We start from the raw sequence: 21,953 nt of genomic DNA, 5'->3' as shown, positions 1-21,953 counted from the left end.
GAGGCGATTGCCCGCGTGGAGCAGCACTTTGCGATTCACGCGCTGGAAATTGACCGTACCGACGGCATCAGCATGGCGTTCCCGCAGTGGCGCTTTAACCTGCGCTCGTCCAATACCGAGCCGGTGGTGCGCCTGAACGTGGAGTCCCGTGCTGACACCGCGCTGATGGAAGCCCGAACGAAGGACATTCTGGCGCTGTTGAATCAGTAATACTTGCCCCTCCCGGTGGGAGGGGGAACCGAATACAGGAACAACGATGACGAATCTAAAAAAACGCGAACGAGCGAGAACGAATGCATCGTTAATCTCTATGGTGCAGCGTTTTTCTGATATCACCATCATGGTCGGTGGATTGTGGGCGGTGTGTCGGATCGGCGGGCTGCCGTTCTTATACATGCATCTGCTGATGGCCCTGATTGCGCTGGTCGTGTTTCAGATGATTGGCGGAATGACCGATTTCTACCGCTCGTGGCGCGGCGTGAAAATGACCACCGAACTGATGCTGCTGCTGCAGAACTGGACCCTCAGCCTGATCTTCAGCGCAGGCCTGGTGGCGTTCAGCCATGATTTTGATAATCGCCTCGTCACCTATCTCTGCTGGTATTTAATAAGCAGCGTCGGCATGGTGGTGTGCCGTTCTCTAATCCGCTTCGGTGCGGGCTGGCTGCGTAACCGCGGCTATAACCGTCGCTTCGTTGCCGTAGCAGGCGATCTGCCGGTTGGTAAGGTTCTGCTCGACAGCTTCCGCAAAGAGCCGTGGTTAGGGTTTGAAGTGGTCGGGATTTACCACGATGCGAAGCCGGGCGGCGTGCCGTCGGACTGGGCGGGCAATTACGAACAGCTTATTGAAGACGCGAAAGCCGGTAAAATTCACAACGTCTACATCGCCATGCAGATGAGAGACGAATCCCGCATTAAGCAGCTGATGCGCGAGCTGGCGGACACTACCTGTTCGGTGATCCTCATCCCGGACGTCTTTACCTTCAACATCCTCCATTCACGCATTGAAGAGGTGAACGGCGTGCCGGTGGTACCGCTGTACGACACCCCGCTGTCGGGCATTAACCGCGTGCTCAAGCGCGTGGAAGATATCGTCCTCTCCTCGCTGATTTTACTGCTTATCTCCCCGGTGCTGTGCTGCATTGCCCTGGCGGTGAAGCTGAGCTCTCCCGGCCCGGTTATTTTCCGCCAGACCCGCTACGGTATGGACGGTAAGCCGATTATGGTGTGGAAATTCCGCTCCATGAAGGTGATGGAAAATGACAAGGTGGTGACCCAGGCGACGCAGAACGATCCGCGCGTCACCCGCGTGGGGAACTTCCTGCGCCGTACCTCGCTGGATGAACTGCCGCAGTTTATCAACGTCTTTACCGGCGGAATGTCGATTGTTGGCCCGCGTCCGCACGCGGTGGCGCATAACGAGCAGTACCGCTCGCTGATTGAAGGCTACATGCTGCGCCATAAGGTGAAGCCTGGCATTACCGGTTGGGCGCAGATCAACGGCTGGCGCGGCGAAACCGACACGCTGGAAAAAATGGAAAAACGTATCGAATTCGATCTGGAGTACATCCGTGAATGGAGTATCTGGTTCGATATCAAGATTGTTTTTCTGACCATCTTCAAAGGTTTCGTGAACAAAGCGGCGTACTAAGATGAGCTTACGTGAAAAAACCATCAGCGGGGCGAAGTGGTCAGCGATGGCGACCATCGTCATCATTGGCCTCGGCCTGGTGCAGATGACCGTACTGGCGCGCATCATTGATAACCACCAGTTCGGCCTGCTGACCGTCTCGCTGGTGATTATCGCGCTGGCCGATACGCTGTCTGATTTTGGTATCGCCAACTCGATTATCCAGCGCAAAGAGATCAGCCATCTTGAGCTGACCACGCTCTACTGGCTGAACGTGGGGCTGGGGATTTTCGTGTTTGTGCTGGTGTTCCTGCTGAGCGACACCATCGCCAGCGTGCTGCACAACCCGGATCTCGCTCCGCTGATGCGCACGCTGTCCTTTGCGTTCGTGGTGATCCCGCACGGGCAGCAGTTCCGTGCGCTGATGCAGAAAGAGCTGGAGTTCAACAAGATCGGCATGATCGAGACCAGCGCCGTGCTGGCGGGCTTTACCTTTACCGTCGTGAGCGCCCATTTCTGGCCGCTGGCGATGACCGCAATCCTGGGATACCTGGTTAACTCTGCCGTGCGTACGCTGCTGTTCGGCTACTTTGGCCGCAAAATTTACCGTCCCGGGCTTCATTTCTCTCTTGCGTCCGTCTCGTCCAACCTGCGCTTTGGCGCGTGGCTGACGGCGGACAGCATCATCAACTATGTGAATACCAACCTGTCGACGCTGGTGCTGGCGCGTATTCTTGGCGCGAGCGTGGCGGGGGGCTATAACCTGGCCTACAACGTCGCGGTGGTGCCGCCGATGAAGCTGAACCCGATAATCACCCGCGTCCTGTTCCCGGCGTTTGCCAAGATTCAGGACGACACCGAGAAGCTGCGCGTCAACTTCTACAAACTGCTTTCCGTGGTGGGGATTATTAACTTCCCGGTGCTGCTGGGGCTGATGGTGGTGTCCAGCAACTTCGTGCCGCTGGTGTTTGGCGAGAAGTGGAACGGCATCATCCCGATCCTGCAGCTGCTGTGCGTGGTGGGGCTCCTGCGCTCCGTGGGGAATCCGATTGGTTCCCTGCTGATGGCAAAAGCGCGCGTGGATATCAGCTTTAAGTTCAACGTGTTCAAAACCTTCCTGTTTATTCCGGCGATTATCGTCGGCGGGCATATGGCGGGCGCCATCGGCGTCACGCTGGGCTTCCTGCTGGTGCAGATCGTCAATACCGTTCTGAGCTACTTCATCATGATCAAGCCGGTGCTGGGCTCCAGCTACCGTCAGTACATCCTGAGCCTGTGGCTGCCGTTCTATCTCTCGTTGCCGACCCTGGCGGTGAGCTACGGCCTGGGCATCATCCTCAGCGGTCACCTGCCGCTTGCCGCGCTGCTGGCGGTGCAGGTTGCCGCGGGCGCGCTGGCATTTGGCGTGATGATTGTGCTGTCACGCAATGCGCTGGTGGTGGAGATGAAGCGCCAGTTTTGCCGTAACGAAAAAATGAAAACGCTGCTTCGCGCAGGCTAGTTATTTAAGAGGCCATTATGAAATTATTAATTCTTGGCAACCATACCTGCGGCAACCGTGGCGACAGCGCCATTCTGCGCGGTTTACTGGATGCAATTAACACCCTTAAGCCTGAGACCGAAGTGGACGTGATGAGCCGTTATCCGGTTAGCTCATCCTGGTTACTGAACCGCCCGGTGATGGGCGACCCGCTCTACAGCCAGATGAAACAGCACAATAACGCCGCGGGCGTGATGGGCCGCGTGAAGAAAGTGCTGCGTCGTCGCTACCAGCACCAGGTGCTGCTTTCCCGCGTGACCGATACCGGCAAGCTGCGCAACATCGCGATCGCCCAGGGCTTCACCGACTTTGTTCGTCTGCTGTCCGGCTATGACGCTATTATCCAGGTTGGCGGTTCGTTCTTCGTCGATCTCTACGGCGTGCCGCAGTTTGAGCATGCGCTTTGCACCTTTATGGCGAAAAAGCCGCTGTTTATGATTGGCCACAGCGTGGGGCCATTCCAGGATCCGCAGTTTAACCAGCTGGCAAACTATGTCTTCGGCCACTGCGACGCGCTGATCCTGCGCGAGTCGGTCAGCCTCGACATGATGAAGCGCAGCGAAATAGACACCTCAAAAGTTGAGCACGGCGTGGACACCGCCTGGCTGGTGGATCACCAGGACGACAGCTTCCAGCCGAGCTACGCGGTGCAGCACTGGCTCGACGTGGCGGCGAAACAGAAAACCGTCGCGATTACCCTGCGCGAGCTGGCGCCCTTCGATAAACGTTTAGGCACGACGCAGGCGGCGTATGAGCAAGCGTTCGCCGACGTGGTGAACCGCGTGCTGGACAGCGGGTACCAGGTGCTGGCGCTGTCCACCTGTACCGGCATCGACAGCTACAACAAAGACGATCGTATGGTGGCGCTGAACCTGCGCAATCTGGTGAACGATCCGTCCCGCTATCATGTGGTGATGGATGAGTTGAACGACCTGGAGATGGGCAAGCTGCTCTCCGCCTGCGACCTGACCGTCGGCACGCGTCTGCACTCGGCGATTATCTCCATGAACTTTGGCACGCCTGCCATAGCCATCAACTACGAACACAAGTCCGCCGGGATCATGCAGCAGCTCGGTATGCCGGAAATGGCCGTGGATATTCGTCATCTGCTGGATGGTTCCCTTGGCGCGATGGTGGGGGATACGCTCGGCCAGCTGCCTGCGATCAACGAGCGTCTGGCCGTTGCGGTGAAAGCCGAGCGCGAAAAAGGCATTGGAATGGTGAAATCGGTACTTGACCGCGTGCGGGAGGGGAAATGAAGGTTGGTTTCTTCTTACTGAAATTTCCGCTGTCGTCTGAAACGTTTGTCCTGAACCAAATCACCGCTTTTATCGATATGGGATATGACGTGGAGATTATCGCCCTGCAAAAGGGCGATACCCAAAATACCCATGCGGCATATACCCAGTATGGGCTGGAGGCGAAAACCCGCTGGCTGCAGGATGAGCCGTCCGGGAAGCTGAGCAAGCTACGCCACCGGGCCAGCCAGACGTTGCGCGGGATCCACCGCGCGTCGACGTGGCGGGCGCTGAATATTTCCCGCTATGGGTCCGAATCCCGCAATTTGATCCTGTCGGCCATCTGCGGGCAAACGGCGCAGCCGTATCGTGCCGACGTGTTTATCGCCCACTTTGGCCCGGCAGGCGTCACCGCCGCGAAGCTGCGCGAACTGGGCGTGATTGACGGTAAAATTGCGACCATCTTCCACGGTATCGACATCTCCAGCCGCGAAGTGCTGAACCACTACACGCCGGAGTACCAGCAGCTTTTCCGGCGTGGCGACATGATGCTGCCCATCAGCGACCTGTGGGCCGGACGCCTGAAAAACATGGGCTGCCCGGGAGAGAAAATTGCCGTTTCGCGCATGGGCGTCGATTTAACGCGCTTTACCCGCCGTCCGGTGAAGGTGCCGGGCAAACCGCTGCAGATCATCTCCGTTGCCCGTCTGACCGAGAAGAAAGGCCTGCATGTGGCCATTGAAGCCTGCCGCCAGCTGAAAGCGCGCGGGGTGGATTTCCACTACCGCATTCTCGGGATTGGGCCGTGGGAGCGCCGCCTGCGCACGCTGATCGAACAGTATCAGCTGGAAGATGTCGTAGAGATGCCCGGCTTCAAGCCGAGCCACGAGGTCAAGGCCATGCTTGATGAGGCAGATGTATTTCTGCTGCCTTCCGTAACGGGTGCCGATGGCGACATGGAAGGCATTCCGGTGGCGCTGATGGAGGCGATGGCCGTCGGTATTCCGGTGGTATCGACTCTGCATAGCGGGATCCCGGAGCTGATTAAGTCTGACCATTCCGGCTGGCTGGTGCCGGAGAATAACGCGATGGCCCTTGCGGACCGATTAGCGGCCTTCAGCGATATTGACCAGCAGGCGCTGGAGCCCGTGCTCCATAACGCCCGACAAAAAGTTGAAACCGATTTTAACCAGCAGGTGATTAACCGCCAGCTAGCGAGCCTGCTGCAAACGTTGTAACGCCGAGGATGTATGCTGAAAAAGATTACCCGACGCACCTTTGTTTCTTCTCTCTCCGTTCTGGCGGCCACGCCGCTGCTGTCGTCCCGCATTGCGCGGGCGGCAAGCGGCAGAACGGTCTCTGTTAATCAGTACAATAACAACGACTGGATCGCCGCTTTTAAGCAGGCGTTTAATGACGGTGACACCGTCGTGGTCCCGGCCGGGCTCACCTGCGAAAACATCAATACGGGTATTTTCATTCCCGACGGTAAAACCTTGCTGATCCGCGGGGCGTTAACCGGCAACGGGCGCGGCCGCTTTGTTCTGCAGGAAGGCAGCAAAGTGATAGGCGAAGGTGCTGGTCGCACGGAGAACATTACGCTCGACGTTCGCGGCTCTGACTGCGTTATCAAAGGGCTGGCCATGAGCGGTTTTGGCCCGGTGACGCAGATCTATATCGGCGGCAAGAAACCCAGCGTGATGCGCAATCTGCTGATTGATAACATTAGCGTGAGCCAGGCCAACTACGCCATTCTGCGCCAGGGTTTCCATAACCAGGTGGATGGCGCCCGCATCACCAACAGCAAATTTAGCCATCTGCAGGGCGATGCAATCGAGTGGAACGTCGCCATCAACGATCGCAATATTCTGATCTCCGACCATGTTATCGACAACATCAACTGCACCAACGGCAAAATCAACTGGGGCATCGGCATTGGCCTCGCCGGCAGCACCTACGACAACGACTACCCGGAAAAACAAACCGTTAAGAACTTCGTGGTGGCAAACATCACCGGCAGCAACTGTCGCCAGCTGGTGCACGTTGAAAACGGTAAGCATTTTGTTATTCGTAATATCAAAGCCAAAAATATTACTCCCGACTTCAGTAAAAAAGCGGGAATAGACAACGCCACCGTGGCCATTTATGGCTGTGATAATTTCATTATTGATAATGTCGACATGGTTAACAGTGCCGGAATGTTGATCGGCTATGGGGTAATAAAAGGCGATTATTTGTCCATCCCGCAGAACTTCAAGCTCAATAATATTCACCTCGATAACCGCCAGCTTGCCTATAAATTGCGCGGAATACAGATTTCATCCGGTAACGCTACCTCGTTTGTGGCGATAACCAATGTGGAAATGCAGCGTGCAACGCTGGAACTGCACAACAAGCCGCAGCATCTTTTCTTACGCAATATCAATGTCATGCAGGAAGCCGCCGTGGGTCCTGCCCTGAAGATCAACTTCGACCTGCGCAAGGATGTGCGGGGCAAGTTTATGGCGAAAGACGAGACGTTGCTGTCGCTGGCGAACATAAAAGCTGTGAATGAGAAGGGGCAGAGTTCGGTGGATATTGACCGGGTCGACCAGCAGGTAGTGAATGTGGAAAGGCTGAACTTTGCGCTTCCTTCCTTCAGAAAGTAAGTATTGATGTCACATCTCATTGAGTGCGCGGTAACCCCTAAAATTTGTTACTGAACTCAGCGATTTTAGGGTTTATAATCCGTGCCACATTTTCGTCAGTTCTGTCTTATCTTTAGCGATACCTCAGGGAATACAGTGATTACCGGAGGTTTGCCAAACACACATAACGCACTGAGTGGTTTATGAACGATAAAGTTTTGTTTATTGGCGCGTCCGGTTTCGTTGGGACTCGTTTGATCGAGATTTCTAAGGCTGAGTTTGATGTTACCAACTTCGACAAGCAGCAAAGCCATTTCTACCCTGAGATTACTGTCTCCGGAGATGTACGCAATCAGGAGCAACTCGATCATGCTCTTGCCGGGTTCGACACGGTAGTATTACTCGCTGCCGAACATCGTGATGATGTTAGCCCAACCTCGCTTTACTACGATGTAAACGTTCAGGGAACGCGTAACGTACTGGCAGCTATGGAAAAAAATAATGTTAAGAACATCATTTTTACCAGCTCAGTTGCCGTTTATGGTCTAAATAAAGTCAATCCTGATGAATCTCACCCGCACGATCCTTTTAACCACTATGGTAAAAGTAAGTGGCAGGCGGAAGAGGTACTGCGCGAATGGTTCAACAAAGCTCCAGAAGAGCGATCTCTGACAATTGTTCGTCCAACGGTCATTTTTGGTGAACGCAATCGAGGCAATGTCTTCAATCTTCTTAAGCAAATTGCGGGTGGAAAATTCGCAATGGTAGGTGCCGGAACTAACTATAAGTCTATGGCTTATGTCGGTAATATTGTTGAGTTTATCAAATTCCGATTGAGCAACGTCAAACCTGGTTACGACGTATACAACTATGTAGATAAACCCGATCTGAATATGAATCAGCTCGTTGCCGAGGTAGAAAAGAGCCTTAGCAAAAAAATCCCATCAGTTCATCTCCCTTATCCTTTAGGGATGCTTGGTGGTTATTGCTTTGATATTCTTAGCAAAGTCACCGGAAAGAAGTATGCGATCAGTTCCGTGCGTGTCAAAAAATTCTGTGCCACCACTCAATTTGATGCGACGAAAGTGCACGCCTCAGGTTTTAAAGCGCCTTATACCTTATCTCAAGGGCTGGACCGTACGTTGAAGTATGAGTTCGTACATGAGAAGAAAGATGACATCACGTTCGTTTCGGAGTAATGACTTAGAATCTGGGATTTGTCGGAAACACGTTTTTCTTCTTCTTTATTGGTAGGGTTTCCGACGATTCTGGGTCACACTTATAGCGTAATGAGCTTTAGTAATCAGAGTTATGAGCCAAACGTGATTTGCATTCGACGAAGTAGACTTTCTTCTACAGGCATTTTTCCTGACACAGTTTATACTTCGTCAACCATATTAAGGTGGAAGAGATAATGATCAATTTGAAAGCAGTCATTCCGGTAGCAGGCCTGGGCATGCATATGCTGCCGGCCACAAAAGCCATTCCAAAAGAGATGCTGCCGATCGTCGACAAGCCAATGATTCAGTACATTGTCGACGAGATTGTTGCTGCAGGGATCAAAGAAATCGTCCTGGTTACTCACTCGTCCAAGAACGCGGTAGAAAACCACTTCGACACCTCTTACGAACTTGAGGCGCTGCTTGAGCAGCGCGTTAAGCGCCAACTGCTGGCGGAAGTACAGTCTATTTGTCCACCGGGCGTGACCATTATGAACGTCCGTCAGGCGCAGCCGCTGGGTCTGGGGCACTCTATTCTGTGTGCCCGTCCGGTTGTGGGTGATAACCCATTCATTGTTGTTCTTCCGGACATCATCATCGATACCGCTTCTGCCGATCCGTTGCGTTACAACCTGGCGGCAATGGTAGCACGTTTCAATGAAACCGGCCGTAGCCAGGTCCTGGCGAAACGCATGAAAGGCGATCTTTCTGAGTACTCCGTCATCCAGACCAAAGAACCGCTGGAGACGGAAGGGCAGGTGAGCCGCATCGTTGAGTTTATCGAAAAACCGGATCAACCACAGACGCTGGATTCAGATCTGATGGCCGTAGGCCGTTACGTTCTGAACGCAGATATCTGGGCAGAACTGGAAAAAACTGAGCCAGGCGCCTGGGATCGTATTCAGTTGACCGACGCGATTGCCGAACTGGCGAAGAAGCAGTCTGTCGACGCGATGTTAATGACCGGCGACAGCTACGACTGCGGTAAGAAAATGGGGTATATGCAGGCGTTCGTGAACTATGGCCTGCGTAACCTGAAGGAAGGGGCGAAGTTCAGAAGCCGCATTGAGAAGCTGCTGGCTAACGACTGATATTTCTGTCTCCGACCTGAGCAAGCGGCAGTCATTATTTTGGTGTGTTAATATCCAACCAAAATGATGACTGCCGTTTTTTGTTATAAATTCAATATTTACATAGAGTTATCCAGACCGCTCCTGGACCGCTTTGTAGCGATTTGTGCTTGTTTCTGAGGTCGTTTAGGACGACAATTAACGGCAGTTTTTTGTCTGTAAACAGACGAGAAAAATCATTTAATCAAACATCGCTCAGTGCACTGGTAGCTGTTAAGCCAGGGGCGGTAGCGTGCTCAATTTCTGAAACCGCTTATACAAGCTCAGGTTTCAGAACGCCAGTATCCAGACATATACACTAGACGGAACAGATAACGTGAAAATTCTTGTGACGGGGGGGGCCGGCTTTATCGGCTCAGCAGTTGTACGACATATTATTAAAAATACCCAAGACGATGTCGTCAATGTGGATAAGCTGACCTATGCCGGTAATCTTGAGTCGCTTAGTGAAGTCAGCGAAAGCGACCGCTATGCCTTTGAACATGCGGACATTTGTGATAAAGACGCTATAGATCGCATCTTCGCAAAGCATAAGCCTGATGCGGTGATGCACCTGGCCGCTGAAAGTCACGTCGATCGTTCTATTACCGGCCCGGCTGCGTTTATCGAAACCAATATCGTCGGCACGTATGTGCTGCTGGAAGCCGCTCGTGCGTATTGGTCAACGCTGGAGGAACAGGCGAAGAAAGCGTTTCGTTTCCATCATATCTCTACCGACGAAGTGTATGGTGATTTGCCACATCCTGATGAGCATCCGGCATCAACTAAGCTGCCGCTCTTCACCGAAACCACGGCTTATGCACCTAGCAGCCCGTATTCAGCGTCGAAAGCCTCAAGCGACCATCTTGTTCGTGCCTGGTTGCGTACCTATGGTTTCCCAACTATTGTCACCAACTGTTCGAATAACTACGGTCCGTACCACTTCCCTGAAAAGCTGATCCCGTTGGTTATTCTGAATGCGCTGGAAGGTAAAGCTCTGCCAATTTACGGTAAAGGCGATCAGATCCGTGACTGGTTGTATGTCGAAGATCATGCGCGCGCACTGTACACCGTTGTCACTCAGGGGAAACCGGGTGAAACGTACAATATCGGCGGTCATAACGAGAAGCAGAACCTCGAGGTGGTGCATACGATTTGCGACCTGCTGGATGAAATTGTGCCTAAAGAAGGATCTTATCGCGATCAGATTACTTATGTTAAGGATCGGCCTGGGCACGATCGTCGTTATGCAATCGATGCAACTAAAATTGGCAATGCGCTTGGTTGGCATCCTCAAGAAACTTTCGAGAGTGGTATTCGTAAAACAGTTATGTGGTATTTATCTAATGAATCGTGGGTAAATAATGTAAAAAGTGGAGCATATGCTTCATGGCTTTCAAAACAATATGGGGATAATAATTAATGAAAGGCATTATTCTTGCGGGCGGTTCTGGTTCGCGTTTGCATCCGATTACATTGGGTACGTCTAAGCAGTTATTACCTATTTATGACAAACCTATGATTTATTATCCTCTGTCGGTGCTGATGCTGGCCGGGATTCGCGACATTTTATTGATTACGACGCCGGAAGATCAGGCAAGCTTTAAACGTATTCTTGGCAATGGTAATCAGTTTGGTATCAATTTACAGTATCAGGTTCAACCTACTCCAGATGGGCTCGCCCAGGCATTTATTTTGGGTGAAGATTTCATCGGTGATGATAGTGTTTGCCTGGTGCTAGGTGACAACATTTTCTTTGGTCAGTCTTTTGGAAAACAACTTAAACATGCAGTCGAAAATCTTAATGGTGCGACAGTGTTTGGTTACAAAGTTATGGATCCTGAACGTTTTGGGGTCGTTGAATTTGATAAAGATTTTAATGCAATATCCATAGAAGAGAAACCAAAAGCGCCAAAATCAAATTGGGCCGTTACGGGCCTTTATTTTTATGATAATCGTGTTGTTGATATTGCTAAGAAAGTACAGCCTTCGGAGCGGGGCGAGCTTGAAATAACTAGTGTTAACCAAAAATATCTCGAAATGGGTGAGCTGAAAGTTGAGCAACTAGGTCGTGGTTTCGCATGGCTGGATACCGGTACGCATGATTCGTTACTTGAGGCATCACAATTTGTGCAAACTGTCGAGAAACGGCAAGGTTTTAAAATTGCGTGCCTCGAAGAAATTGCATACAACCAAGGGTGGTTAGATAAAGAAATGGTCAAGTCTATTGGCAACACTTTATCTAAAACTGGTTACGGTAACTACTTGTTAAATCTCGTAAAATAAGAGTCCATTTCATCATGAACGTTATTAAAACAAAGTTGGAAGGTGTACTGGTTATTGAGCCTCGAGTTTTCGGCGATGAACGTGGGTTCTTTTATGAGACATTTCATGCAAAACGCTACAAAGACGCGGGTATTAAGGAGGAATTTGTTCAGGATAACCGCTCTCGTTCAACAGGAGGCGTATTACGAGGACTCCATTTCCAGAAAACGAAACCCCAAGGAAAATTGGTAACAGTCACTCAGGGCGAAGTTTTCGATGTCGCGGTTGATCTCCGATTTGGTTCTGCGACATTTGGCCAGTATGAATCTATTGTGTTAACCGGAGAGAATAAAATTCAGTTTTACATTCCCCCGGGGTTTGCTCATGGCTTTTGTGTGTTAAGTGATAGTGCTGATTTTCAATATAAATGCACAGATTTCTACGATCCATCTGATGAAGGCGGATTAATCTGGAGCGACTCAATTGTGAATATTGATTGGCCAATTAAAGATCCAATTCTATCTGAGAAAGACAAAATTCTTCCTTCATTAGAACAAATAACTAAAAATATTAAGGAGGGATGGTAAAATGGCCCAGTATACAGTAATTGGAGGACGGGGATTCATTGGTAACGAGATCGTCGAACAGTTAAAAGAACTAAAACACGATGTTTGGGTTCCACAACGAGACGAGCAAACCCTCTTTACAAAAGACTTGGGCACCGTCATTTATTGTGCCGGCAATGGTGATTGTCAAAACACACCATTTAATGTCTTCCAGGCTAACTGCGCACTTCTGTCTGAAGTTTTGCAGCGTTCGAAATTTAATCGCTTGGTGTTTATGTCTTCTACTCGTGTTTACATGAATGGCAGTGATACAGGAGAAAATGCCGATTTGGTTGTTAGTGAGGATGATGCTCGTCGGTTATTTAATCTGACAAAACTTGTATCAGAAGAGCTATGCCTTAAAAGCGGAAAAGATATTGTTATTGTCAGACCAAGTAATGTTTATGGGGTAGCTTTGAATAGCCCGCTATTTTTACCATCAATTACACGTAATGCAATTAATAATGGTCATATCGACATGTTCATTGATCGACATTATGAAAAAGATTATGTGTCGGTCGAGGATGTGGCGGAAGCTTGCATCAACTTATCACAGAATAAGAATACATCTGGGAATATTTATAATATAGCTGCTGGATATAATATTTCTGCAGAGCAGATTGCTGATGTACTGATTCAAACAACAAATTGTACAGTAACCTGGCACGAGCGTAACTTCCCAAGAGAAGTATTTCCCGTTAACGACATCAGTATTCTTAAATCTGTTATGCCAGAATATAATCCAAGAAACGTACTTGATGATATCGAAAATATGGTGACTCGTTTCCGAGCTGAGATGGTAAACTACCAATGAGTGGGTTTAATCGACTCATAAAAAATGCCATATCAAATGTAATAAATGGGTTTTCAAATGTAATTTTGGGGATAATTATATCCCCTTTATTGATTAAAATACTATCAATAAATGATTTTGCCATTTGGTCTTTGGCTTTGCAAGTTGGTGCATTTTTTTCATTAATTGGTTTTACTGGACAATTATCAGTTGCACGTTACGTAACATTGGCGAAAGCACAGCAGAATGAACTACAAGTTCGTCGTGTAATAAATTTCGGATTAATCATATCCTTGCTTGGTGTGCTGGTATCAGTTACTGTTCTCTGTTTTAGCTATTATAATTTTTATGAAATCTTTAATGCTATAAAGCAGGATGATTCTCCTTTTGCTCCTGTTGTTTTTTTTATTGTTTCTCTCTCTTTTATTTTAGGATTAATTACCAGTTCATATAATGGTTATTTTACCGGGGTTGAGAAAAACGAAATACCAGCATATATAAACTTAACTTCACGCATAATTCTTGGGGTGGGGATATATTTATCAGCAAGAAACAGTATGCTTACGATGGCATGTGTATTTTTATTGATAAATATTTTTTCCTATATAATAACTTACCTTTTATATAGGAAAGCTAGCGTTTTAAAAACTATTGGGAATACGCAAGCTAAAAATTCAATAAGTAATTTTAAATTCAGTGAGTTTGTTAATTATTGTTTGGGTGTCTTCATTTTTAATCTATCCACATTCTTAATTGTAAACCTAAATAGTGTTATGATTGGCAAGTTTGCATTCAAAGAATATGCATATTATGCATTGTCGATTACATTAGTAACTGCTGTGGTTGGTTTTTTGAATGCAGCAATTACTCCAGTATTGCAGCCTTTGATTAAAATGGTTCATCGGGACGATAAAAATTCGCTTGATCGCTTTGTGTTTTTGTTATCACAAACACTTTTATATCTTTCTTTCTTTATCCTAATCGCTAATTTCTGTATTGGTAAATATGTAATGGAATTATGGGTAGGGTATGATGTGGCGATACGGACATACCCCATTTTTTCATTCTTACTGTTGACTAACTTAACTCGATTGATTGGTTCCCCGCTGGGACTCGTTTACCTGGCAAAGGGCAAACAAAATGAGATTATGTATTTACCATTACTCGAAGGAGTAGTAAGTGTGGTTCTTACATATGTGTTTGTTAGCAAGTACGGTATATATGCTTCTGCAATATCCTTGGCAATATCAACAGCCCTTATCATGCTTATATATTCATTCAAACTAATAGGAATCTCTGCTCAGAAAGGAAGTAGGCTTCGCTATAGGTTACTGCTGGCAGGTGGACCATTAGTTTTGTTTACGGTAATCCTTTCGATTATGAAGGTAAAAATGAACATAACAGATGGAACAGAATATATACTTTTTTCCACGTCTATGTTTGTACTTTTAGTGTTGACTGCAATATTTATTTTAAAAAACACAATAAAAATAAAACATATATTAGGGAGGTAATGTGCTAAGCAGAATATTAAACGTATATTACAAAATAAAATATTTATACTTTACGGATCGCAGAGTTAATATCGATAAATCAGCATTTATTCATCATGGCGCAACGTTCATCATCCGTGATAATTCGCAAGCTTCAATAGAGATTGCGTCCGGCGTTTATATCGGTCGATATGCTAATATTCATACAAATTCAAAAATTGTCATTGGTGAGAACTCGGTACTAAGCGATTATGTTTTTTTAAGCACATTGGCGCATGGAATGGCGCCTTCCGCTGGTCCAATTCTTTCCCAGAAAGATATTGATAAAGGGGAAATAGTGCTTAAGGATAATGTATTCCTTGGGTTTGGTGCAAAAGTTCTACCTGGGGTAGTCTTGGGTAGTTGGACTATCGTTGGGACAGGCGCTGTTGTGACAAAATCTTTTCCCGATGGTTTTGTTATGATTGCTGGTAATCCGGCACGTATAATTAAACACTACAATAAAAATACCGGTGAATGGGTTGCGCCATGATATTAAAAAAAATCTGTAATAAGATTATGTATTTTATCGATCTTATACGATATCGGATTATCATGGCTAAATTTGGCAATGGGAGTCGTATAATAAAACCATTACTTATGGTGAATACTTCGCGTGTTGCGATAGGTCGAAATGTTCTTATTCGCAATGGTGCCAGAATTGAGGTTTTGAATAGTGGCAAGGGAGTTGTTATTGATATCGGTGATAATGTTAATATCGAACAGTATGTACATATCGTAGCAAAAGACCATATAAAAATTGGAAATAATGTTTCTATCACAGGTTGTTGCTCTATTGTTGATATCATCCATCCTTTCGATGAGCAATACGAAATAGAAAAAATTGGTAATCGTATTTCTAATAAAGTATTGCCGGTCTCAATCGGTGATAATAGTTTCATCGGTTTTGGCTCACATATCAACCCTGGCGTTAAAATAGGTAAAAATTGCGTAGTCGGGGCACGATCGGTTGTTACAAAAGATATACCGGATAATTGCGTAGTGGCTGGTAATCCTGCACGAATTATAAAATCATTGAATTTAAAGAGTAACACATGGGAAAGCTATAAATATGAATAACCCTAAAATTGGGCTGGTGACTGTTTTATATAATTCACCCGATGTTTTATCAGATTTCTTTTCCAGCCTTGCTCTTCAAAACTATAATAATTATTTCTTATATGTAGTAGATAACAGCTCATCGCCGGAGCCTATAGAGTTAGCCAAAAAATTAAGTGCAGATTTTAATATTCCAACCCATTTTATTGATAATCATGGAGTGAATGTTGGTGTCGCAGCTGGAAATAATCAAGGGGCGAAGGCGGCATATATTCACGAATGTGATTACATCGTTTTTCTTAATAATGATTTGATATTTGAAGATCCAAATATATTGCAAAGACTAGTTTTTGAAGCTGAGACAAAAAAACTAGATATGGTTGGGCCAACAATTTTAAATTATCCTGAAAAAAAGATATGGTATTGCGGCGGTTATTTCGATGAATATAAAGCGTTAGCACCACATAATAATATCGATAAAGAATATAATATATCTGATTATCAAGAAATTCACCAGCATACCTATGCGCCTACATGTTTCTTAATGATATCCCGTCGACTTTGGGAAGCAGTCGGTGAAATGGATGAGAAATATTTTGCTTATTATGATGATACAGACTTCCTTTTCCGTGCTTATAAAGCAGGTTTTATAGTGAACGTTATTTCATCACTTATTATTTATCATAAAGTTGGTGCTAGTACCGGTGGAGATCTTTCTTATTTCGGAATGTATCATTTAACGCGTAATCGTCTTTATTTTATTCGAAAAAATTTGAAGGGATTCAAAAGATATATTGCCTTAAGTTTTGTACTCCTTACTAGAATCTATATTGTGTTGATGACCTCTAATACTCAGAAAAAAGCAATTTGCAAAGGTCTCATTGATGGTTTAAAAATGAAATGAAAATTCGATTGAATGTTATCAATTTGTCCCTGATGGCTTCCATGGTAATATTTTTACCTTCATTACTAATGATACTAGCGCATCAGTCTTCATTCACAATAGGAATAGTAATAAGTTCACTTGTTATTATTTTTTTGCGAGTTCTGGTTAATAAGCAAAAAATTGTATTTAGTAATAAGGATGTAATGGTCGTTCTGCTGTTAGTATCCTTTTTCTTTTTTATCGTTCTGCATTTTACTCTAGTGAATTTAATATTTGGTGGAGAGTTAGCTCAACCCGACTTTCCTAAGTTCCTCTTGAGTTTCATCTTTATTATTATATCAGCAAGTGCTGCTTATGTTGTTAAAAACGCAATTAATGACACATCGGAAATAGATATCCATTCTACTGTTTTATTCATATTATATGTTATTATTTTCAATGCGATGATTAGCCTTACAAAGATAGATTTTTTCAATACGATGTTGGAAAAACCTACCTTCTTATTCCAGGAACCTTCGCATTTTGCTCTGGTCTGTGCACCCTTACTCATATATTTTTCATTTAGCAATATTAGAAGCCCGTTACGATTAATTTTGCTATTAATATTTGGGCTTTGGGGAGTATATATTCAGAATTTCACTATGATTCTTGCAGTGGTATTAGCCTACGTAATTTCAGCAAAACATCTTTTACCAGCATTTGTCATTTTTTGTTTGTTTGCGATCCTTGTTTATATATTTATCGAAAGTGATTTTTTTGTCTATTATCGAGAACGGCTGGATTTATCCAGTGATACTAATAATTTATCTGCACTTGTTCTCATGCAGGGATGGGATAATGCATTTTTGACCTTGCACCAGAGTCCAATCGGTGCAGGTTTTCAGCAATATGGTATATCCACTATATACGGGAATATATCTAATAAAATTTTCGAAATGCTTAATATTTATATTAATCAGTTCGATGGCGGTGCAACTGCGCCAAAGATTATTGGTGAGTTTGGGTTTTTTGGTATTCTCATCGTAATGCTATATCTTGTGGGATGGGTCAGGGTTTTTATAGCAGTGAGACGAGAACGCTTTAATATAGATAAAAAGACATTGCTTTTTTCTGGTTTTTATTTAGCAAGCTTCCTTGAATTCTTTATTCGAGGGGCTGGTTATTTTACACCTGGGATGTTCTTTTTAATTGTTTCGGTTTTATATTTCATAACTAATAAAGTTGTGCGAAAAGAGATTTCTTATGAAACTAGTCATTGATGGAATCATTGAGAACCTACAAAATGGCGGTGGTTGTACGGTTTATTTTGAGCAGATATTATCGTTTTATCAAAAAGATAATCATAAATTAAACTATATAAGATATAATAACAGTCATGAGAATATAACGCTAAGCGGTAATGATACTCATGTTTCTCATCGCACTTTACGTATTCAAGAACGCTGGCGTGAAGTTAATATTAATGAATTTGATCAAGACGCGATATTTCATTCTACCCATTATCGTTTGCCAGTAAATAAGAAACAGTCAAAAATAATTACGACGGTTCATGATTTTACCTATGAGCTTTTCCGTAGTGGCCCAGCTCAATGGATGCATACTTGGCAGAAAAATCGAGCGATTAGGAATAGCGATCTCATCCTTTGTGTCTCTCAAAATACCGCCAATGATTTAATGAGATTTTGTCCTGTATCTGAAAATAAAATCCGTATTGTCCATAATGGTGTTTCGGAAAAATATTATCCAATAGATAACACTATTAAAACTAACGAAGTGTTGTTTGTTGGTGCCAGAGGTGGTTATAAAAACTTCTCCATGGCTGTCGATGCTCTCGCGCTTTCTCCTTCACTTGTATTGAGTATTGTTGGTGGCGGACAGCTAACAAGTGACGAAATAGCGCTTCTCGAAAGTAAAATCCCTGGACGCTACCGACATCTTGGTCGTGTCACTGATGAAGAACTCAATGGAATTTATAACCGTGTGTTCTGTTTACTTTATCCTTCGTTATATGAAGGTTTTGGCATACCTGTAATTGAAGCGATGCGCAGCGGGTGTGTCGTAATCGCTGTTAATGTTTCCTCTATTCCAGAAGTTGCTGGAAATGCTGCTGTTTTACTGGAACAGCCTAACCCAGCCACAATTTCTCAAGCTCTTAACGATATACAAAATACGGCGCTCTACCATCAATTACGTAATGAAGGCTTTATTCAAGCGAAAAAGTTTTCCTGGGAAAAATGTTATAATGATACCTTATCTGCTTATAAGGAGCTCTTGTAATAATGTCTTTTTTACGTCGGTACGGTATATTCGGTGTTTTACGTTTATTTATAGATAAATTATTAACTTTTCTAATTTGTCGTGATGCTCGCATTATCCGGCATCCTTTTGATATCCGCGGTAAAGATAAGATCATAATAGGTAGCGGTTTTACAACCGGACGTTACTGCCGTCTTGAAGCACATGGTGAAAAGCAAACACCTGCTTTGATTATTGGTACTGATTGTCAAATCAATGATTCAGTCCATATTGTTGCAGGGGAATGTGTCAGTCTTGGAGAAAACGTATTGATTGCAAGTAGGGTATTTATTACAGACTTAAATCATGGTCAATATGCCGGCAACAATCATTCGCATCCCGATACAATCTGTAGAGAAAGAGAGTTACATACCGATCCAGTATATATTGAATCAAATGTATGGCTAGGTGAAGGGGTTGTAGTTTTACCTGGGGTACGTATTGGTAAGTCTTCAATCATAGGGGCCAATTCGGTAGTTACTAAAAGTATTCCCGAATATTCAATTGCTGTTGGTAACCCTGTTAAAATTATAAAGCAATATGATTTTGATAAAAACGAATGGGTTAAGTATGATGGCAAAAATTAATTCTGTGTTGTTTATCTGCCCCAATTTTTTTGATTATAAAAAATTGATAGAAGAGGAGTTAAGCAAACATTTCGATAAAGTCCATAGCTTTTCTGACAGGCCTGTATGTTCATCAATTTCCAAAGCTCTTTTTAAATATAACTTTCCAATCTATGCTTCTAGACTCTCAGAAAAATATTGCAGGGATATCTATGATTCTGTAGTCAATGATTTATCTTCCATATCTGAAGTTATAATAATAAAAGGAACTTGTATTACTCCTTCTTTCTTACAAAAACTCCGAAGTAGTAATCATAACATTAATATAACGACTTACACCTGGGATTCTATATCCAATATTAAAACGTTTATTACACTTTCAAAATTATCTAACTATACTTATACTTTTGATTTGAAAGATAGTCAAAAATATAAAATACCATACTTACCTCTATTTTATAATTCATGTCATCATGATGAACAACATGATCACGATAAAAAAATAATATTCGACTATTGCTTCATTGGTAGCTATCATGGTGATCGTGTAAATGTGCTTTCTCGTTTTTTAGGTCCTAAAAAAACAATCAAGTCTTATGTTAAGATATATTTCCAAAGTCGATTGCAGTACATTTTTTATTACCTCTTAAATCCCGCATTGCGTTCTTGTCCAAAAGAATGGGTAACTTTTAAACCAATCTCAAGAAAAAAACTAGAAGAAATTACTGCTGTAAGTCATCATACTATTGATATCCATCATCAGAAACAAACGGGTCTGACGATGCGTACATGGGAAACACTCCAAAGTAATAGCAAGCTCGTGACAACTAACCCAACAGTGCTGGCACATATTAATAGCCATAATGTTACGGTTATTGATCGAGATACAGGGCTTGAGTGGTCTACCGAGCAATGTGATAAATATATTAAAAATCTTATTAGTGAAGATGAACGTGTTAAAATTTCAGGATGTTTATCTTTATCTGAATGGGTTGATGCGTTGTTAACAAAGGGTTGATTATATATGAGTCTTTTTCCAGTAATTATGGCTGGGGGAGCAGGTAGTAGGTTGTGGCCGCGTTCTCGTGAGCTTTATCCGAAACAGTTTCTTTGTCTAACAGGGGAGCTGACTATGCTGCAAACAACCATTAATCGTCTTAATGGTATTGCATGTGAAAACCCGATTGTGATTTGTAACGAGCATCACCGTTTTATTGTTGCTGAGCAGTTGCGTCAGCTTGATAAACTAACTCAGAATATCATTCTTGAACCAACAGGAAGAAATACTGCTCCTGCTATAGCATTAGCTGCTCTAACCATTTTACGTACTACGCAGTCTGAGGATTCTCTTATTCTTGTTCTTGCTGCAGATCATGTCATCAAGAATGAAGATGCTTTTCGTCAAGCTGTTAGTAGTGCAATACCTCTTGCAGAGATGGGAAAGTTAGTCACATTTGGTATTGTTCCTAATCAACCTGAAACGGGGTACGGTTATATTCGTCGTGGTACATGCGTATCTGAAAATAACTTTAAATTTGCCTTTGATGTAGCTCAATTTGTTGAAAAACCCGATTTGGTTACGGCTAAGGAATATATTGCCAGTGGTGATTATTACTGGAATAGTGGCATGTTTTTGTTCAGCGCATCACGTTATTTGGAAGAGTTGGCGAAATTCCGACCTGATATATTGGCCGCTTGCGAAGAGGCAATCGCTGGCGTTGACCCTGATCTGGATTTTGTCAGGGTAGACGAACAGGCATTTCTGGCCTGTCCTGACGAGTCAATTGATTATGCCGTTATGGAAAAAACTGCTGATGCGGTGGTCGTGCCAATGAATGCAGGCTGGAGCGATGTTGGCTCCTGGTCTTCATTATGGGATATCAGTGATAAAGATCTCAGCGGCAATGTTCATCATGGCGATGTCATCAGCTACGCAACGGAAAATAGCTACGTCTACGCTGAGTCTGGCCTGGTGACTACGGTTGGGGTGAAAGATCTGGTGGTTGTCCAGACCAAAGACGCTGTGCTGATTGCCGATCGTAACGCCGTGCAGGACGTTAAAAAAGTGGTGGAGAAGATCAAGGCGGATGGCCGCCACGAGCACCACATTCACCGCGAAGTATACCGTCCGTGGGGCAAGTATGACTCGATCGATACGGGTAATGGGTATCAAGTGAAAAGACTGACTGTGAAGCCAGGTGAAGGATTGTCTTTACAGATGCATCATCACCGAGCTGAGCATTGGATTGTGGTTTCAGGTACTGCCCAGGTAACTTTGGGTGAGGAAGTGAAATTGCTCCGAGAAAATGAGTCTATCTATATCCCTCAGGGAGTTCGTCACTGCCTCGAAAATCCAGGAATAATACCTCTTAATATCATTGAAGTGCGTTCCGGAACGTATCTTGGAGAAGATGATATCGTTCGTTTTAAAGATCGCTACGGGCGAATCTGATTACCATTAATCCATGCCATTAACTACATATTTGAAATGGACATGATTCTCCGAAGGAGCGAAGCCTATGAAAAAATTAACCTGTTTTAAAGCCTACGATATTCGCGGCAGGCTGGGCGAAGAGCTGAATGAAGAC

Annotated in this window: 21 protein-coding genes and 1 pseudogene; all 22 read left to right on the top strand. The window is 44.8% G+C overall.

Annotation, left to right across the window (positions count from 1 at the left end):
* A pseudogene (locus tag LRM19_RS21050) lies at nt 1–210 on the top strand (phosphomannomutase CpsG); the annotation flags it as partial.
* Nucleotides 211–256: 46 nt separating this feature from the next.
* Nucleotides 257–1,651, top strand: a complete 1,395-nt coding sequence (gene wcaJ / locus LRM19_RS21045; RefSeq protein ID WP_115875793.1) for an undecaprenyl-phosphate glucose phosphotransferase — start codon at nt 257–259, stop codon at nt 1,649–1,651.
* 1 nt (nt 1,652) lies between these two features.
* Nucleotides 1,653–3,131, top strand: a complete 1,479-nt coding sequence (wzxC, locus tag LRM19_RS21040; protein ID WP_044596701.1) for a colanic acid undecaprenyl disphosphate flippase WzxC — start codon at nt 1,653–1,655, stop codon at nt 3,129–3,131.
* A gap of 17 nt (nt 3,132–3,148) precedes the next feature.
* The gene (gene wcaK / locus LRM19_RS21035; RefSeq protein ID WP_045337046.1) at nt 3,149–4,429 is read left to right on the top strand and encodes a colanic acid biosynthesis pyruvyl transferase WcaK; all 1,281 of its coding nucleotides are present in this window, start codon (nt 3,149–3,151) and stop codon (nt 4,427–4,429) included.
* Entirely contained in the window at nt 4,426–5,646 is a 1,221-nt protein-coding gene (gene wcaL / locus LRM19_RS21030; protein WP_252093233.1) for a colanic acid biosynthesis glycosyltransferase WcaL, read from the top strand. The genes wcaK and wcaL overlap by 4 nt, the downstream gene beginning before the upstream one ends.
* Before the next feature lie 12 nt (nt 5,647–5,658).
* A complete protein-coding gene (wcaM, locus tag LRM19_RS21025) occupies nt 5,659–7,056 on the top strand; it encodes a colanic acid biosynthesis protein WcaM (protein ID WP_047652462.1) in 1,398 nt (465 codons plus the stop codon).
* 182 nt (nt 7,057–7,238) lie between these two features.
* Complete coding sequence (locus LRM19_RS21020) at nt 7,239–8,234, top strand: NAD-dependent epimerase/dehydratase family protein (protein ID WP_211438253.1); 996 nt, start codon at nt 7,239–7,241, stop codon at nt 8,232–8,234.
* Between the two features lie 215 nt (nt 8,235–8,449).
* Complete coding sequence (galF, locus tag LRM19_RS21015; RefSeq protein WP_017383282.1) at nt 8,450–9,346, top strand: GalU regulator GalF; 897 nt, start codon at nt 8,450–8,452, stop codon at nt 9,344–9,346.
* A 355-nt stretch (nt 9,347–9,701) separates the two neighbouring features.
* Nucleotides 9,702–10,787: a dTDP-glucose 4,6-dehydratase gene (gene rfbB / locus LRM19_RS21010; RefSeq protein ID WP_252093232.1), complete on the top strand. Its 1,086-nt coding sequence runs from the start codon at nt 9,702–9,704 to the stop codon at nt 10,785–10,787.
* On the top strand, nt 10,787–11,650 hold the full coding sequence (gene rfbA / locus LRM19_RS21005; RefSeq protein ID WP_210867545.1) for a glucose-1-phosphate thymidylyltransferase RfbA: 864 nt from the start codon (nt 10,787–10,789) through the stop codon (nt 11,648–11,650). The genes rfbB and rfbA overlap by 1 nt, the downstream gene beginning before the upstream one ends.
* Before the next feature lie 14 nt (nt 11,651–11,664).
* Nucleotides 11,665–12,216: a dTDP-4-dehydrorhamnose 3,5-epimerase gene (gene rfbC / locus LRM19_RS21000; RefSeq protein ID WP_210867544.1), complete on the top strand. Its 552-nt coding sequence runs from the start codon at nt 11,665–11,667 to the stop codon at nt 12,214–12,216.
* Nucleotide 12,217: 1 nt separating this feature from the next.
* On the top strand, nt 12,218–13,048 hold the full coding sequence (locus LRM19_RS20995) for an NAD-dependent epimerase/dehydratase family protein (RefSeq protein ID WP_271369748.1): 831 nt from the start codon (nt 12,218–12,220) through the stop codon (nt 13,046–13,048).
* Nucleotides 13,045–14,541 carry an oligosaccharide flippase family protein gene (locus LRM19_RS20990; RefSeq protein ID WP_271369747.1) on the top strand — a complete coding sequence of 499 codons (1,497 nt, stop codon included), beginning with the start codon at nt 13,045–13,047 and terminating at the stop codon, nt 14,539–14,541. Before LRM19_RS20995 ends, LRM19_RS20990 begins: the two co-directional genes overlap by 4 nt.
* A 1-nt stretch (nt 14,542) precedes the next feature.
* Nucleotides 14,543–15,052 carry an acyltransferase gene (locus tag LRM19_RS20985; RefSeq protein WP_271369745.1) on the top strand — a complete coding sequence of 170 codons (510 nt, stop codon included), beginning with the start codon at nt 14,543–14,545 and terminating at the stop codon, nt 15,050–15,052.
* Between the two features lie 62 nt (nt 15,053–15,114).
* A complete protein-coding gene (locus LRM19_RS20980) occupies nt 15,115–15,639 on the top strand; it encodes an acyltransferase (RefSeq protein WP_233462372.1) in 525 nt (174 codons plus the stop codon).
* Nucleotides 15,632–16,522, top strand: a complete 891-nt coding sequence (locus LRM19_RS20975; protein ID WP_271369744.1) for a glycosyltransferase family 2 protein — start codon at nt 15,632–15,634, stop codon at nt 16,520–16,522. Before LRM19_RS20980 ends, LRM19_RS20975 begins: the two co-directional genes overlap by 8 nt.
* A 185-nt stretch (nt 16,523–16,707) precedes the next feature.
* Complete coding sequence (locus LRM19_RS20970; RefSeq protein WP_271369743.1) at nt 16,708–17,763, top strand: hypothetical protein; 1,056 nt, start codon at nt 16,708–16,710, stop codon at nt 17,761–17,763.
* A complete protein-coding gene (locus LRM19_RS20965) occupies nt 17,747–18,781 on the top strand; it encodes a glycosyltransferase family 4 protein (protein ID WP_271369741.1) in 1,035 nt (344 codons plus the stop codon). The genes LRM19_RS20970 and LRM19_RS20965 overlap by 17 nt, the downstream gene beginning before the upstream one ends.
* 2 nt (nt 18,782–18,783) lie before the next feature.
* Nucleotides 18,784–19,386, top strand: a complete 603-nt coding sequence (locus tag LRM19_RS20960; RefSeq protein ID WP_252093225.1) for a DapH/DapD/GlmU-related protein — start codon at nt 18,784–18,786, stop codon at nt 19,384–19,386.
* Entirely contained in the window at nt 19,370–20,383 is a 1,014-nt protein-coding gene (locus LRM19_RS20955) for a hypothetical protein (RefSeq protein ID WP_271369739.1), read from the top strand. The genes LRM19_RS20960 and LRM19_RS20955 overlap by 17 nt, the downstream gene beginning before the upstream one ends.
* A gap of 6 nt (nt 20,384–20,389) precedes the next feature.
* Nucleotides 20,390–21,817 carry a mannose-1-phosphate guanyltransferase gene (cpsB, locus tag LRM19_RS20950; protein ID WP_210867535.1) on the top strand — a complete coding sequence of 476 codons (1,428 nt, stop codon included), beginning with the start codon at nt 20,390–20,392 and terminating at the stop codon, nt 21,815–21,817.
* A gap of 67 nt (nt 21,818–21,884) precedes the next feature.
* Nucleotides 21,885–21,953: hypothetical protein (locus LRM19_RS20945; protein WP_271369753.1), on the top strand; the 69-nt coding region annotated here is incomplete at its 3' end.

Origin of the sequence: Enterobacter sp. PI-10 (genome assembly GCF_027947695.1) — a bacterium.
Lineage (GTDB): Bacteria > Pseudomonadota > Gammaproteobacteria > Enterobacterales > Enterobacteriaceae > Enterobacter > Enterobacter vonholyi.
The sequence above is the reverse complement of the archived record's forward strand: the minus strand, read 5'-3'. Positions and strand labels throughout refer to the sequence as shown.